General features: G+C 53.9%; 11 protein-coding genes. 4 read left to right on the forward strand and 7 right to left on the reverse strand.

Annotated features, from left to right (window positions below):
• Positions 1-98: 98 nt before the first annotated feature.
• Positions 99-1,304 carry an ROK family transcriptional regulator gene (locus ACFOSD_RS02280; protein ID WP_380694027.1) on the forward strand — a complete coding sequence of 402 codons (1,206 nt, stop codon included), beginning with the start codon at positions 99-101 and terminating at the stop codon, positions 1,302-1,304.
• Positions 1,305-1,313: 9 nt separating this feature from the next.
• Here ACFOSD_RS02280 and ACFOSD_RS02285 read toward each other — a convergent pair whose 3' ends face one another.
• From ACFOSD_RS02285 to ACFOSD_RS02305, 5 genes are all read right to left on the reverse strand, one after another.
• The gene (locus tag ACFOSD_RS02285; RefSeq protein ID WP_380694026.1) at positions 1,314-1,952 is read right to left on the reverse strand and encodes a uridine kinase; all 639 of its coding nucleotides are present in this window, start codon (positions 1,950-1,952) and stop codon (positions 1,314-1,316) included.
• A gap of 2 nt (positions 1,953-1,954) precedes the next feature.
• On the reverse strand, positions 1,955-2,740 hold the full coding sequence (locus tag ACFOSD_RS02290) for an ATP-binding cassette domain-containing protein (protein WP_380694024.1): 786 nt from the start codon (positions 2,738-2,740) through the stop codon (positions 1,955-1,957).
• The gene (locus tag ACFOSD_RS02295) at positions 2,740-3,810 is read right to left on the reverse strand and encodes an ABC transporter permease (RefSeq protein ID WP_380694021.1); all 1,071 of its coding nucleotides are present in this window, start codon (positions 3,808-3,810) and stop codon (positions 2,740-2,742) included. Before ACFOSD_RS02295 ends, ACFOSD_RS02290 begins: the two co-directional genes overlap by 1 nt.
• A gap of 124 nt (positions 3,811-3,934) precedes the next feature.
• Positions 3,935-4,960 carry a sugar ABC transporter substrate-binding protein gene (locus tag ACFOSD_RS02300; RefSeq protein ID WP_380694018.1) on the reverse strand — a complete coding sequence of 342 codons (1,026 nt, stop codon included), beginning with the start codon at positions 4,958-4,960 and terminating at the stop codon, positions 3,935-3,937.
• 282 nt (positions 4,961-5,242) lie between these two features.
• Positions 5,243-8,041, reverse strand: a complete 2,799-nt coding sequence (locus ACFOSD_RS02305) for a DUF349 domain-containing protein (RefSeq protein WP_380694016.1) — start codon at positions 8,039-8,041, stop codon at positions 5,243-5,245.
• A 76-nt stretch (positions 8,042-8,117) separates the two neighbouring features.
• Between ACFOSD_RS02305 and sbcB the strand changes: the two genes are divergently transcribed.
• The 3 genes from sbcB (at position 8,118) to ACFOSD_RS02320 (ending at position 12,169) form a co-directional block, all read left to right on the forward strand.
• On the forward strand, positions 8,118-9,563 hold the full coding sequence (gene sbcB / locus ACFOSD_RS02310) for an exodeoxyribonuclease I (RefSeq protein WP_380694014.1): 1,446 nt from the start codon (positions 8,118-8,120) through the stop codon (positions 9,561-9,563).
• A gap of 77 nt (positions 9,564-9,640) precedes the next feature.
• Positions 9,641-11,152, forward strand: coding sequence for a fumarate hydratase (locus tag ACFOSD_RS02315; protein ID WP_380694012.1), 1,512 nt, complete (start codon positions 9,641-9,643; stop codon positions 11,150-11,152).
• A gap of 9 nt (positions 11,153-11,161) precedes the next feature.
• Positions 11,162-12,169 carry an ATP-binding protein gene (locus ACFOSD_RS02320; RefSeq protein ID WP_380694010.1) on the forward strand — a complete coding sequence of 336 codons (1,008 nt, stop codon included), beginning with the start codon at positions 11,162-11,164 and terminating at the stop codon, positions 12,167-12,169.
• Between the two features lie 79 nt (positions 12,170-12,248).
• Here the strand turns inward: ACFOSD_RS02320 and ACFOSD_RS02325 are convergent, their stop codons facing one another.
• Both ACFOSD_RS02325 and ACFOSD_RS02330 read right to left on the reverse strand, forming a co-directional pair.
• Positions 12,249-14,801, reverse strand: a complete 2,553-nt coding sequence (locus ACFOSD_RS02325) for a hypothetical protein (protein ID WP_380694008.1) — start codon at positions 14,799-14,801, stop codon at positions 12,249-12,251.
• A gap of 152 nt (positions 14,802-14,953) precedes the next feature.
• Entirely contained in the window at positions 14,954-15,436 is a 483-nt protein-coding gene (locus ACFOSD_RS02330; RefSeq protein ID WP_380694005.1) for a fasciclin domain-containing protein, read from the reverse strand.
• Positions 15,437-15,646: the final 210 nt, after the last annotated feature.

Consider the following 15,646-nt stretch of genomic DNA (forward strand, 5'->3'; position numbering starts at 1 on the left):
ATCACCTCATGCCCGCCAACATAAGGTAAACTTGACACCCGGTTACAGCCACGCTGAAATGTTCGGCGTTACACCCCATTTGCAATAGCAGGCATTTGATGCGTTTCCAACCGTTAAAAGGCTCCAATTTAACCACTGTCCGAGGTATCAACGAACGCTTGGTGTTGCACTTGTTGCGCGTTCACGAGCGCCTGACCAAAGCGGAAGCCACGCGCATAACCGGACTCTCGGCCAACGCCATTTCCGTTATTTTTCGCGCACTGGAAGAAGAAGGTCTTTTGCTGCGTGGCTCGCCAAACAGAGGCCGCATTGGCCAACCCTCGGTGCCCATGATGCTGAACCCCGACGCTCGACACTACATCGGGTTTAAAATTGGGCGACGTTCGTTCGATTTAGTGGTGGTGAATTTCGTCGGCAAGGTTCTGGTCAGCAAAACCGAAGCGCACCTTTACCCAACCCCTGATAACACCTTGAAGTTTCTTGCCGAGAATCTGCCTCCGTTGCTGGCCTCGGCCGGTAAAACCGAAAATGATATCGCTGCATTGAACATCGCAACGCCGTTTGAACTCTGGAGCTGGACCGACGACTTCGGTGCGCCAGTGGAGGACATGGCGGCGTGGCGCTCTTTCGATGTGAAGAAAACATTGATGAGTCAATATCCATGGCCCATTAAAATTGAAAATGACGGCACTGCGGCTTGTCGCGGTGAATTGGTGTTTGGTCCACCGCACGACTCCCAAGACTTTGTTTACTTCTTTGTGGGCACCTTCATTGGCGGCGGCTTGGTATTGAACGGCAGTGTATTTCCGGGACGACGAGGCAGTGCGGGGGGCTTTGGCCCGCTGAGAATTCCAGACGAGCCAGGCGGCGATCGCTTGGTAGATCATGCGTCCCTGGTCGTTTTGGAACACATGGTCGCCGCGCGCGACCCGGAACTTGCCATGACCATCTATACGGAAGACTGCGATTGGGATGCGCTTGAGCCGGAACTCACGCAATGGATACAGCGTTCAGGCCGGAGCTTGGCGCACGCCATCATTTCTGCGCTTGCGGTGATTGATTTTGAGGTGGTGGTCCTCGATGGCGCATTCCCAGATATCATCCGCAAACGCCTCGTGAAGGAAATCAATCAACGCCTTGATCAATTGGATCAACAAGGGGTTGTGCGCCCTGGAATAATGCCCGGTAACTTTGGCAGCCTGGCGCGTGCGGTAGGCGCCGCAGCCTATCAAATTTCCACAGAATACATGATCGACCAAAACACCTTGCTGCGCGAAACCCCATCGACCATCTTTAAATCCTAGTAGGCATGTTTAGTCCAGCGTTAGGTCAGCATGGATGCTGTCTTGAATCACCAATTCTGCGTTAAGTAAATCATTGTCTTGAGCTTTAAGCTCCGCATCCTGTGCCGAGAAACCGAACCCTATCCATCGATTCAATAAACGCTCCTTTAATACCGGAAGGGGAGTATGCAAAAATACGGTGGCATCAAAGCACTGGCTGATCTCTCGCCATACCGGCGCATCCAACAAAAGGTAGTTCCCTTCCACAATGACAATGGGAATATCCCTCCGTAACGTCCCCGCTTTCGGCAAGGAGCGATCTTGTTCACGATCAAACAACGGATAATACAGTGTTCCCGTTTGCTGCCTCACCTGCTTCAGCAGGGACAACAAACCGGGTGCATCAAAGGTATTTGGTGCACCTTTGCGATTCAGCAACCCGTACTCACGCAGTATGTGATTGTCCAAATGAAACCCGTCCATGGGCAGCAGCGCCGCGGCATAGGCTGGATCCTGCCGCGAATTCAAATGATGAACAACCACGTCGGCCAAAGTTGATTTACCGGACCCCGGCGGCCCGGCTATCGCCAGCATAAGACGTTGTCCCGGTATCAGACGCGACTCAACAAGCTGCACGACCTTGGCGACTTTTGCATTAACACTCATCATGTTCACGCCGCCGAACGTTCTGTATCAGGTTCTTTTGCGCCCGTCATCAAAGCCACCGCATCGCTCATCGTATAGTCTTTGGGATCAATGACGCACAACCGCTTACCTAAGCGGTGAATATGCACTCGATCCGCTACTTCAAAAACATGGGGCATGTTGTGGCTGATCAGTACGATCGGAATACCGCGCGCTTTGACTTCGACAATGAGTTCCAGAACCCGGCGGCTCTCCTTAACACCTAAGGCCGCCGTCGGTTCATCCAGAATAATAACGCGCGAACCAAAAGCCGCCGCACGGGCCACGGCAACACCTTGGCGCTGCCCACCCGACAAAGTCTCCACCGGCTGACGAATATTTTGAATGGTCATTAAACCCAATTCGTTTAATTTCTCCCGGGCAAATTTTTCCATCGCCGGCCGGTCGAGCTGACGCAACACCTGCCCCATAAAGCCCGGCCGCCGCAACTCCCGCCCCATAAACATATTGTCGGCGATCGACAAGGCCGGTGACATCGCGAGTTGTTGATACACGGTCTCTATGCCCTGTTTTCGGGCATCTATGGGTGAGCCGAACTGTATTTTTTGCCCGGCTAAGAACAGCTCACCGGAATCCGGTGTGATGGCACCGGATAACGTTTTAATTAGCGTCGATTTCCCTGCCCCGTTATCACCAATAACGGCTAAGATTTCGCCAGGCAACAGGTCAAAATCACAATGATCCAACGCCATCACACGACCGAAAGACTTGACCAGATTCTTTGCTTCCAAAATAGGGGATACGTTTTTCATTATACTGATACCCTTCTAATCCATTGGTCCACCGCAACCGCACAGATGATCAAGACGCCAATCAGAAGATACGTCCACTGCGCATCGGCCCCCAATAACCGCAGTCCAAGGGTAAAGACACCCACAATCAACGCGCCATACAACGCCCCCATAATGGATCCCCGACCACCGAACAGCGAGATTCCGCCAATCACTACCGCCGTAATGGACTCGATATTGGACAACTGACCGGCGGTAGGCGAAACCGAACCAATACGCCCAATCAAGGCCCAACCGGCAAACGCACAAATCAGCCCGGACAACATGTAAACAGACAGCAACACACGCCCCGTTTTAACACCCGACAACTCGGCCGCATCAATATCATCACCCACAGCATAGACATGGCGCCCCCATGCCGTGTGTTTTAGTGCATAGGCCAAGCCAACGATAAGGAGCACCATGAATATGACGCCAAAGGTGAAAACCGCTCCACCGATACTGAATTTGGTACCAAAGAATTGCAGTAAGGGGGCTTCTGTTTCAATGATTTGCGCACGAATGGTTTCATTGCCGGAATACAGGAAGTTGGTGGCCAACACGATTTGCCACATGCCTAAGGTGACAATAAAAGGTGGTAATTTCATGCGCGACACCAACAGGCCACTGACCGCACCACACGCCATACCACAGATCAGACCGCAGATAATACTGATAGGAACCGGTATCCCATAACGGAACGTAAACTGACCCATAACGACCGACGACAGTACCATGATGGCCCCCACCGACAAGTCAATGCCCTTCGTCAAAATAATCAGGCTCTGCGCGGCAGCGATGATGCCGACGATCTGAACCTGCTGCAGAATCAATGTCAGCGCAAAAGGTGAAAAGAACCGCTCGCCCAAGACCAAACCAAACACACCGACCGACATTAGCAGGACAATCAACGGCACCATGGACGGGTTAGAATGCAACAGGTGTTGCAGTCGAGACAGGAAGCCGGTAGATGCTGGCGCAAAAGCGGGCAAAGCAATATCCGCCGTGGGTTCGGGTGCAATCTTCTCAAATGAATTGTTTCTATCAGTCATGGTAATCCTCAAGGCGGAAAACGTCGTCTGTTCAACTGTGGGGGTCTAAAACAGCCCGCCTTGTCATTGCAAGCCGGGCCGTGCAGACCTACCAAGCCTAGCAGGCTTGGCAGGTTCGGTGGCGTTAGCCCCAGCAGCGATTTAAACCTTCACGAACAGAAATAGACTCTACCCCTGAAGCCGCATCATCGGTAACCAGTGAAACACCGGTATCGAAGAAGTCTTTACCCGGTGTTGGATCCGGTTTCACGCCATCTTCCGCCCAACGCTTAATTGCTTCCATACCCAAGGAGGCCATCGACAACGGATACTGTTGTGCTGTCGCCCCGATGACGCCATCCTGAATGTCAGCCACGCCCGAGCAACTGCCGTCAACCGACACAATCAACACGTCATTTTCACGGTTAATGGCCCGTAAAGCCTGATAGGCGCCCGCAGCGGCTGGCTCGTTGATGGTGTATACCACGTTGATCATTGGGTCCTGTGCCAAGAGGTTTTCCATCGCGCGACGGCCGCCTTCTTCGTTACCATCGGACACATCGTGGCCCACAATCCGCGAATCGGTTTCATCGCCCCAGCGATTGGGATTGCCGACATCAATACCGAAACCGGTCAAGAAGCCTTGATTTCGCAGCACGCCCACAGAAGGCTGACTGACGTTAATGTTCAACAGACCGATGCGCGCGTTCCGGGCGTCATTGCCGAGCCGAGCGGCCGCCCAAGCACCAATTAATTCACCGGCCCGGAAGTTGTCAGTTGCGAATGTCGCATCGGCTGCATTGGCAGGATCCAGCGGTGTATCCAAGGCGATCACCAGCAGCCCCGCATCACGTGCCTGCTCTACTGCCGAGACGATGGATGAAGTGTCAGACGCCGTCAGCAAGATACCGTCTGCGCCATCAGCAATGCAGGTTTCAATCGCTTGCACCTGAGTTTCATGGTCGCCATCGATGCGGCCAGCATAGGATCTGAGCTGCATACCCAGTTCTTGCGCTTTTGCTTCTGCCCCTTCGCGCATTTTTACAAAGAATGGATTGGTGTCCGTTTTAGTGATTAGACATGCACTGGCGGTGTGGTCATTGGCTAGAGCAGCCCCTGAAAAAAGGGTACCTGCGATTAGAGTTGCGACGCCTGTTTTGAGCCTCGTCATGGTCTTCCTCCGGTTGCGATATTGTATTTATTTTTAACTACTTCATTTGTAGGTATTTATTATTGTGAGCTGATTGGTCGCCTAAGAACTCCTAGCAAACTGCTGAGAAGATTCAGTCGATTCCGGCATCAACAGGTTTTGATCATACGGAGCAGGCTTCGCTTGTCAATAATTTCTTTTGAATGAATTAATAATTCAACCTTGTCATCCCAAGCATGCAAACAACGAAAACCCTGCTCCTAGTTCAGAAACACGTCGCAAGGAATCCGCTAAATTTATGATTTATTTAAAAAAATAATGCAGCACCGCGCGGCGAATGCGCTCATGAAAGTCTTGATAATGGTCGGGCGGGCAATAGCCGGGTAACAGCAACCATTGTTCCAACGCATCTTGCATGGCCTGTTCGGTATTATGCTGACCCATCCCCTCCGCTAGGCGCTCGACCTGAATCTCCATCCTAAGAGCCGTATCGCTTTCCGGGCTGCTGATACCTACTAAAATCTCCATCAATACACAGTGTCGATGATGCAGATGCAGGTTGCTCTCTGCATTAGCATGCGCAGCGTCACTTGTGTGTAAGGCTTGCACACGGGGCAATATCCGTGCCGCAACCTTAGGCAGGTCGGCCACGTCGGTCCATGCCGTGCGCTGCTCGGTGTTGACCGTTACCTCTTTACCCTGCCACGCGTGATGCTCGGACTCAGCCAACTCGGCCAAACGCTCGAACAAGGCATCCCAACGGGCAATTTCAGCCGTTTGACGACGCCGTTGCCGCGCATGTTTCAAGGCATCCACCGCTTGCGTAAATTGAGCTTTCAGCCCGGGTGCCTGCGCTTTGGGTAGCGGTGCACAATTCGCAAATTCCGCTTCCCATTCTGACAACTGCTGAAGCGCGATGGCGACCGTTTTTTCATCCCCTTGCGCCGCTTGTTCCACCCGCTTAATCAGCTCTTCTGCGGCACGTACATGGTGTTCCATACGGGCTGAGGCAGCGTTTTGCTGGACATTCCGACGCTCGAATACCTCATCACAAATACTTCGAAAACTCAGCCAAAGGCGACGATCATCTTGTCGATGAGTCCGCCCGGCGTTTTTCCATGCCTGCTGCAAGCGCTTTAGCTCTTCCGTCGCACGGCGTAAATCGGGTTCTTCGCGCAGGGCTTCAGCGGCGGCGATGATCTGCTCACGCTCGGACTTGTTGCGCTCAAATTCGAGGTCTAACTGCTTACGAATACGCTCAACTATTTCACGGTAATCGCGCTCGGTTGTTCTGAAATCCTGTGGTTTTACCGGTGTGTAGTGACGCCAGTCCCGGCCTGCCAAACGCAATACTTTTTCTACTTCGGCCCAATCCGGGTTATGCCAGTCATTGGTTTCTGCGTACTGCGTCAATTGACCAATCAGCTCACAACGCTTGCTGGCGTTGAGTGCCATCAGTTTGTCTTGTTCGGCGAAATATTCTTTGCACGGGGCAAAGGCTTCATCCGCCAACGCATGGAATTGTTCCCACAAGGTTTGGTGTTGCCCACCATCACCGCGCGACAAAGCGCGCCATTCATTTTGCAATTGTTGCACCGCATCCGCTTTATCCTTCGGGTGCATGGAACGCTCGATCAGGGCCTGCATTTGCTCAATCAGGGCCTGCTTCTTTGGCAATACCGCAAACGATTGCCAGTCACCGAGCTGCTCTAATTCCGCCAAGAAATCAGCCACCTCTTGATGCAAGGCATCATGACCCGTCGGCACCTCTATCAAGGCTTCTTCTACGCTGTGCCAAATGCCCCGTGCTTGCCGTAAATGTCCCGCACGAATGGCTCCGCGACCACGCCGCAACAGCCCACGCACCTTGCGCACCGCTTGCACTTCCGCTTCGTGATGTTCGGCCTGCAAAGCAGCCACCGTACCTAATTTCGCCGCCACTTGGGTGACACTTTCGGGCCACTCGCCGGGCTCTTGCTGGTGTTTTTGCAGGGGCTCCAGCAGTGCACGCAATGCCGCTAGGGCCGCGGCATCATCATCTTCAGCGGACGCCAGCGCTGCACTCATGCCACCCCAGCGGGCGGTCATATCGTGTAAGCGCTGCAACGTTTGTTCTACCCATTGACTGGTTTTCTGCACATCGGCATTCATCGCGGGTGCTACTTGCAGCCGTTCTATAGCGGCCCGGTGCGCTTGTCGTGCTTTTTCCAGCCACGTTTGGCTGGTGGCCCAATCGTCGGGCAATAAGCGGCCATCTTCTAAATACAGGGCCAACTGGCGACGCATCATTGTGGTGGTGTCGGCCAATACCCGCAGCGCCTCTTGCGTAGCGTTCTGCTGTTCATCCGCCGCTTGCTGTGCCAACGCCTCAGCCGCTTGCTCGTTTTCTATGCGTGTTTGAACTTGCTGAATGATGGGGTCAAAAATGGCCTGTTCATCAGTATTCGGCTCTAATTCCGCCAATTGTTGTTGCTGATGTAGAAACTTACCCTCTAACAAGGGGTCATAGGGACTGTGCACCAAGCGCTGCAAATTTTCTTGCAGGCGCGCCAACTGGGCTTGCCGTTCTTCGAGGGCGCGCCGCTCGGCGCGGGCTTCTGCCAAACGGGCCTTCACAATTTTATACAGGCCGTTGTCGTGCCCTTTTGCCGCTCTTTGCACTTGCTGCAAGGCTTCTTCATCTTGCAAAAAGGCCGCGGCCAGATGACGTTCAGGGGCTCGCGCGGCCTGCAACGCCAACTGCAACACCACGGCCTCGGGCTGCTCGGTCAACCACTGTGTTGCTCGCTCTGGCTGGCTTTCAAACAGCAAACCAAAACGTTGCTCTACCGTGAGACTGGCCAGTTTTCCATCATCCATTCGGTGGTGTAGTAAGGCATCAATAAGAATGGCGCGAGCCGCCTCGGAAATGATCGGATTCGGGTGCGCAAAGGCTTGCAGTGCAAAATCGACATCCCCCAAATGCGCCAATGCAGCGGCACGCACATCCGGGTCAGCTTGGCGTGCCAGTTGTTCCAGTCGAGCACGGTCGGCGTGCGTCGACAACGCTCGGACTTGCTCAACCGTCATGACTTCCTGGCGCTTAAACAGCTTTTTCAGCACAACAAAACCCTCTTAATGTTTACACCCACCGATCGGCGGGTTAGTGTGCCATTAAACGGTAACGAACCGCTACACTATGTCTGCATCCAGCTTTCTTTGGTACGACTTTGAAACCTTCGGTCAACACCCACGGCAGGACAAACCCAGCCAATTTGCCGCGTTACGTACCGATGCGGAATTAAACATCATCGGCGAGCCGATGAACTGGCTTTGTCAGCCGCTGCCGGACTTGGTCCCATCTCCGGACGCGTGCTTGATTACGGGCCTCACCCCACAATACTGCCAAGAACACGGCATGCCGGAACCCGAATTTGCACAACGTATTTTGCATGCCATGAGTCAACCCAATACCTGCAGCGCCGGGTTTAACTCCATTCGCTTTGACGACGAAGTGAGCCGCTTTCTATTTTATCGCAATTTATTACCCGTTTATGACCGCGAGTGGCGGCAAGGCAACAGCCGCTGGGACTTACTGGATGTCGTGCGGTTTACCTACGCTTTGCGCCCGGACGGCATTAACTGGCCCCGCAAGGAAGACGGCAGCCCCAGCTTTCGCCTCGAAGAACTTAGTCAGGCGAATGGGCTGGAACATACGCAAGCCCACGATGCCCTGTCCGATGTGCGCGCCACCATTGGTATGGCACAGTTAATTAAGCGCACCCAACCGAAGCTTTTTTCTTGGGCCCTCCAATGCCGGGATAAAACCTTCGTGAAAAGCCAAATTCCTGTGTTACGGCATCAGCCCTTTGTGCATGTCTCAGGCATGATACCGGCAAGCCAAGGTTGCATAACGGTGCTGGTGCCGTTGGACTTTCACCCTACCAACAAAAATGAAATCCTGTGCTTTGACTTACGCTCGGACCCGGCCGAGCTGGCTGAACTTTCAGCCGATGAAATGCGTTACCGACTCTATACCCCCAGTGCCGAGCTGGGCGAAACGCCACGATTAGCGATTAAATCGGTGCATGTAAACAAATGTCCGATGGCAGGGCCCATCAGCTTGTTCACCGATGAGGTTGCGGCTCGACACGGCATTGATCGACGCGTGTTCGAGCGCCACTTGGCGAATTTACCACCACTCGCCACCGTATTGCCTAATCTACACACCGCCATGCACCGGGAACACCAACCTGCGGATGCCGAACAAGCCCTGTACGACGGATTCATCAACGACCGTGATCGTGATATGGCTGGGGCCGTATACGGCACACCAGCCGCAGAATGGCCACATTTGCCCATGCCCAAAGACCAGCGTTTGCAAGCCTTGGTGCAACGCTTCGTAGCACGACACCGGGGCGATGTTTTACCGAAGTTACCTGACAACTGGCAGAGGACTTGGGAACAGTATCTCAGCGCAGCCCTGACCCAAACGGATGTTGGCAGTGCCTTAAACATCGAAGGCGCTCGGCAACGCGTGCGCGCGTTACAATCCGAGCACCCGGAAAACGCCGTATTGCAGGCTGTGGATGACTTTCTAACCGAACAGGAAGCCCGGTTGACCGCGTTGACTCGCGGCGTTTAAGGCTGGTTCTAGGCCCTTCATGGTGTAGAATGTGCCGCACAAAACCCTACCTAGACTATAACGACTCGGAGCCTAGCATGACCACAATACGTCAGGCCGACCTAATTGACAGCGTTGCCGATGCCCTGCAATTCATTTCGTACTATCACCCGGTAGATTTTATCAAGGCGGTAAACGAAGCGTATGAGCGCGAAGAATCACCCGCAGCTAAGGACGCTATGGCACAGATCCTGATCAACAGCCGGATGTGTGCTCAAGGTCACCGCCCGATTTGTCAGGACACCGGTATCGTCACCGTATTTTTAAACATTGGTATGAATGTGCAGTGGGCCGACGCCACCATGAGCGTGGAAGACATGGTGAACGAAGGGGTACGGCGGGCTTATCTGCACCCGGACAATATTCTCCGCGCATCCATTTTGGATGACCCCGACGGCGCCCGTCGTAATACCAAGGACAACACACCCGCCATCATTCATACCCGGTTAGTACCCGGTGATACCGTTGATGTTCATGTGGCCGCTAAAGGCGGTGGCAGTGAAGCTAAGTCCAAGTTCGCCATGCTCAACCCCTCCGATTCAGTCGTGGATTGGGTGCTGGAACAAATTCCAAAAATGGGCGCTGGCTGGTGCCCGCCAGGGATGATCGGTATTGGTATCGGTGGTACGGCCGAGAAAGCGATGATGCTGGCCAAAGAAGCCCTGTTGGAGCCCATTGATATTCAAGACTTGCAGGCCCGCGGTGCCAGTAATCGCAGCGAAACACTGCGTTTGGAGCTGTTTGATAAAATCAACCAATTGGGCATTGGCGCGCAAGGCTTGGGCGGCTTGACCACGGTGCTGGATGTCAAGGTGAAAGACTATCCAACCCACGCCGCCAATAAGCCGGTTGCTATTATCCCCAACTGTGCGGCGACGCGGCATACGCATTTCGTTTTGGATGGCTCCGGCCCGGCGGAACTGGAACCGCCAAAACTGTCCGACTGGCCGGAAATTACTTGGGAAGCGGGCCCGAACGCGCGTCGGGTAAATCTGGACACCGTTACGCCAGAAGAGGTGAAGACCTGGAAAACCGGCGAAACCTTGTTGTTATCCGGCAAAATGCTGACCGGCCGCGACGCGGCGCACAAGCGCATGGTCGATATGATCAACAAAGGTGAGTCTTTGCCGGTTGATCTGCGCAATCGCTTCATATACTACGTTGGCCCGGTTGACCCCATCGGTGACGAAGTCGTCGGCCCGGCAGGTCCAACAACCGCGACCCGAATGGACAAATTTACCGAAACCGTCTTGGATAAAACCGGATTGCTGGGCATGATAGGCAAAGCGGAACGTGGCCCGGCCGGACTCGATGCCATCAAAAAGCATTCGGCGGTCTATCTAATGGCCGTAGGCGGGGCAGCGTACCTGGTGTCGAAAGCCATCAAATCGTCGAAATGCCTAGCGTTCGAGGACTTGGGTATGGAAGCGATCTACGAGTTCGAGGTCGAAGAAATGCCGGTGACGGTGGCGGTGGATGCGCAGGGTGAGTCGGTGCATATTTCCGGGCCAGCACAGTGGGCCAACATCATTAAATCTAAAGCGGTATAGGGCAACATTATGACCAGTGCGTCGTCTCGCCGACACAAAATGTATCAACCGATGTTCTTTATTCTGGTGGCCTTGGTGAATGCAGCCGTGGTTGGCTGGACCATCAGCCTCCAATTATTGCCCATCTGGTTGATGATCATTTTGGCCATAACGGCGGTGGCGACCCTGGTCATGGGTGCGGGATTCCTGCTCTCGATGAATATGCAGTTTGGTGATGTGCTTCGACATCAAGGCAACCTCAACCGGCGCATTCAGGAAGCACACTTAGAACAGGAACGCTTAACTTACGAAGTGAGCCGCAGCGCGAAGATCCGCCGTAATATGCAACGCAGCCATGACGATCAGAGTCGCGCCATGCTGAAAGTGGCCGATGTGCTGAATGTGATTACCACCGAAGTGCAAATATCGGCCGCGACCATGGACTTGGACCGTCAGATGGCCAGCAAGCTGGATTATCTGACCCAGATTTCCGCCGACTTGATGGAATTGTTGCAACTGGAATTGGAGCACAACAACGCCGAAAAGGACGACTTCCTCGTCGTGGACGCTTGCCGCCGTGTGATTCGATCGCTTCAGGTCTCCGGAGTTTTGGGCGAAAAGTTTATCCTGGAAACCGATGATCAGGATGCGCGCGGCGTGATGTCACGCAAAATTTTTGAATCCTTGATCCAGCGCGCTTTAATCGGCCTTGCACCATTCGCGGCGCAACAACGCATGGATGGTCGACTGGTCAGTTTTATCCATGGCGACTTAGGTGATTGTATTCAAATCACCATAGCAGCGCATGGGCAAGGTATCACCGATGAGGACGCCAAGTCGTGGTTTACTCAATTCCAACTGCATTACGGGAATAATGGTGAACTTTTGGGCCCCGGCCTTGGCATGATGATTGTGGCCCGTTATACGGAGACCTTAGGCGGCCAAGTCAGCATTGAAAGCCAGCTTGAGCAACGGCTTACCTTGTCTATGATCATTCCGTTAAACGCTGAAACAACGGTGATCCCAGAGGGCATTTAATACGTCCGCCGCGCTTCATCCATAGCTCTGCTCGGCGGCATTGACGCGTCTCCTCGACACATCCAATGCCGCATGCGCATCACCAGAGCGATGAACCGGCAGGTAAACGTCGGTTGCGATCATAATCTTCCTGCCACTGCGCACCGATTTCGTACACCGTGAACTGCCGGGCAACGCCTTCCAACAACCACTGCCGCATAAAATACTGCCACCCTTCGATGCTGGTGCCTTCCAGGATCAACGCGCGCTCCAAGCGTCCATTAAAGTGGGCTCGTTGCTCGCTGATGTCCTGCCAAAAATACTGATTCGCCAAGGTGATTGATTCAGCAGGTGCCCGATAAAGTGCCGCACGCTGCTGCGTACTTTGCTGAAAAACGGCCACAGGGAATTGCGCTACGGCATTCCTGAGTTCCGCCCATATCGTATTCAAATACAGCCCCAACAGTGCGGGGTCTTGTTCCGAGCTTGCCAATTCCACCTGCAATGCAGGAATTCCGGTTGGTCGAACCAGTTGCACCTGTACCGTTCCGGTAAACTGCTGACGCCGGGCGATACCTTCTAAGGTTTCTTGCAACCATGGCAATGCCCACTCGGCCAATACCGTACTGCGGACATCATTCTGTGGAATTTGCAGTATTCGCACGACACGCGACGCATCACCCGGCACCTCTACTTCCGCTACTTGATGCCGTGTCGGCAATGGTTCAGGTGCCGCCACCTCTGCGGGACTAGCGACAACATCCGTTTCCCGCCATGGCGTTACTAATCCGCTGGCACGCGCGCGATCAACACGACCAGAAAGCAGAACGGTTAAGGGGTATTCGGACAAGCTCTCCGGCACCTGCAAAGGTGTTAATTCGGCTCGTGCTTGCATGAGTCGATGGGCGACAACCATAGACTCTGCAGGCTCCGTAAGCTCGGGGGCAAGGCGATCCAGCGTACTGCGCCACTCAATTGCCCAAGCTTCAACGACTGACCACGTGTCCGTAAACGACCACACAATACCTTGTTCATCCACCGAAACACGCAATCCCTGGCCACTGTCCGGTTGTCCATGCTGGGACCACTGCGTCGTAGCCGTCCACCAAGCGGGCGTCTGTTCCGCCCATTGTTGCCACCGGGCCTGCACTTCTGGATGATGCCCTATTGGCAAATGCACGCGCACCGTCATATTGGCCAGCGCCGTATCAAATTGATTGTCGGCATAGTGCCATACCGTCAACGCCTCACTGTCCAGCAGCAACTCCGGCTGCCAACCCAGCAACTCAAAAGTATTCGGTATAAAAGGGATGTCGGCTACGGGATAACTGGGCCGAACTTGCGGCAGTGAAAGTGTCAAGGCGCGCTGCGCATAGCCTTGCATGACCGGCTCTACGCGCCAGTTATAATTGCCGGCACCGGGGCCAGACTCCAACAGAACAAACAGACTGGGGTCTAAATTTAATTCCGTGATTGCCAGCTCACCGGCAATCCGGCCGTCACCGGCCATGCGGCGGATCAGTTCGTTGGCATTTGGACCATTTTGCAACTGTGCCAGGAAGCGGGATGCCGTACTATAAATAATGGCTTCATTCGCGCGCCCGTCCGCCGTAGGCGTTAAGCGCAGCGCAAAATATTCATCGTTGTAGTGCGCCTCTATGTGCGTGATCAAACCGTTGCTGACCAATCGCTCCGCCAGCCCGCCCGCATAGTGCGCCTCTGCCCAGCGCACCAATTCATTGGCTTCTGCGCGCTGTTCCGTCGCCAGTCGCCACGGGTAGAGCAATAGCATTTGGGGCGCTAAATCCAGTTCTCGGGCACGTACAATCTGCGGCTCACGCAATTGCTCCTGCATCGGACTGAACGCATATTGTTCAGCATCAGGCAAGGCGGTTCCGGCGCGCAGTTCTTCAAATTCTGGTAGAGCAGCACGTAAATCCGCCATGGCAAGGGGGGCGCGCAATGTAATGTCAAACAAGTTCGCACTGAGTTTTTCACTGGCCCGTTGCGCAACCAATCGGGCCACGCCTTCATCGCTGATGCCTTCCCAACCGTCTAATGACCGGGCAACGGGCCCCGGTGCTAAAAACCGATCGAGCACATAGTCGTCCAACAGACGTTGCTCGGTGGGGCGCAAAAAGTCGTACGCGGGTGACTGGGCAGGCAATTGATGACGCGCATTGACGATGACCGGGAAAGGCAATTCCGGGCTATGGAGCAGGCGCGCCATGCGCTGAACTTCGGCCAAAAACACACTGGGACTGGCTTGTAATCGAATGCGGGTGTGGCTGGCTTGGGGTGTAACGGTTAAGTCACCGAGTGGATCACGTGCCAGATGGTTGGCAAGGTGACGATGGCCTGCAGCAGATTCAATATGCAACAAAGCCTCTAACAACAGGTCATGCACACCGGGTAGGTCGGTCGGTTCAGATACATAACCCGCCGCCCAATCGACGACCATTTCCGCATGCGGCGCGTCGGGGTCCGCAAGCAGATGTAAACGCAGTCCATTCGCCAGCGTTATGCTTTGCTGCTCTGCCTTGAGGGGATTGATCGTGGTCGGTTGTTGATGATTCCACCACAGCACCCCCACGACCGTCATGAACACCAAAACCAATATTGAAACGCCGTGTAAAAACCATCGCGCCAGCACGTTATCGCCTCACCGTGTTTTCTTGGCCGAGCAGTATAACAGCGACCGGCAGGATGACCTAGGTGTGAGACGTGGCATTCCCTGGACATAAAAAAGCGGCCACGAGGGCCGCTAAAAGGTCACAAGGTCGAGCTTGAGGAAAATGCTGTGGATCAGTTCGGCAAAATGACCGCGTCGATTACATGGATCACACCGTTAGATGTTTCGATATCAGTCATCACAACCTGCGCACCATCGACATACACATTGCCGTTACGCACTTCAATATCAATATTGCTACCTTGTACTGTGGTGGCGGTGGACAAGCCAACCACATCAGCGGCCATTACTTTACCGGGCACCACGTGATAGGTCAGAACCGCCTGCAACTGAGGAATGTTTTGCAACAAGCCTTCTACCGTACCGGCAGGCAACGCAGCAAAGGCATCATCCGTAGGTGCAAATACAGTGAACGGGCCAGGGCCTTTCAAGGTTTCAACCAACCCTGCGGCCTGCACAGCAGCAACCAATGTTGTAAAGTCACCGGCTTCGACAGCAGTATCTACAATATCTTTTGAATGGTTGTGGCCACCCGCGAAAGCACTACCCGCCAAAGCAACCACACTGAATACCAACGCTTTTAATGTCATTTTCATTGCAAGTCTCTCTCTTCAAAAGTAAGTGGAATCATTAAAACTGCGAGGGGGTTTACGGCAGGGTTTGACAGACTGGATGGCTATTGGCGGGTGAAGAAAATTCGCCACAAGCAAAATTTCCTCATTGATCCACTGTAAAATCGACGCGTATACGCCGCTAACTCGCTCATGGTCTGGTACGAAAAAGTAAACGAAAGGAAAACAGCTCGA

This window comes from Salinispirillum marinum, from assembly GCF_042650105.1.
Taxonomy (GTDB): Bacteria; Pseudomonadota; Gammaproteobacteria; order Pseudomonadales; family Natronospirillaceae; genus Salinispirillum; species Salinispirillum marinum.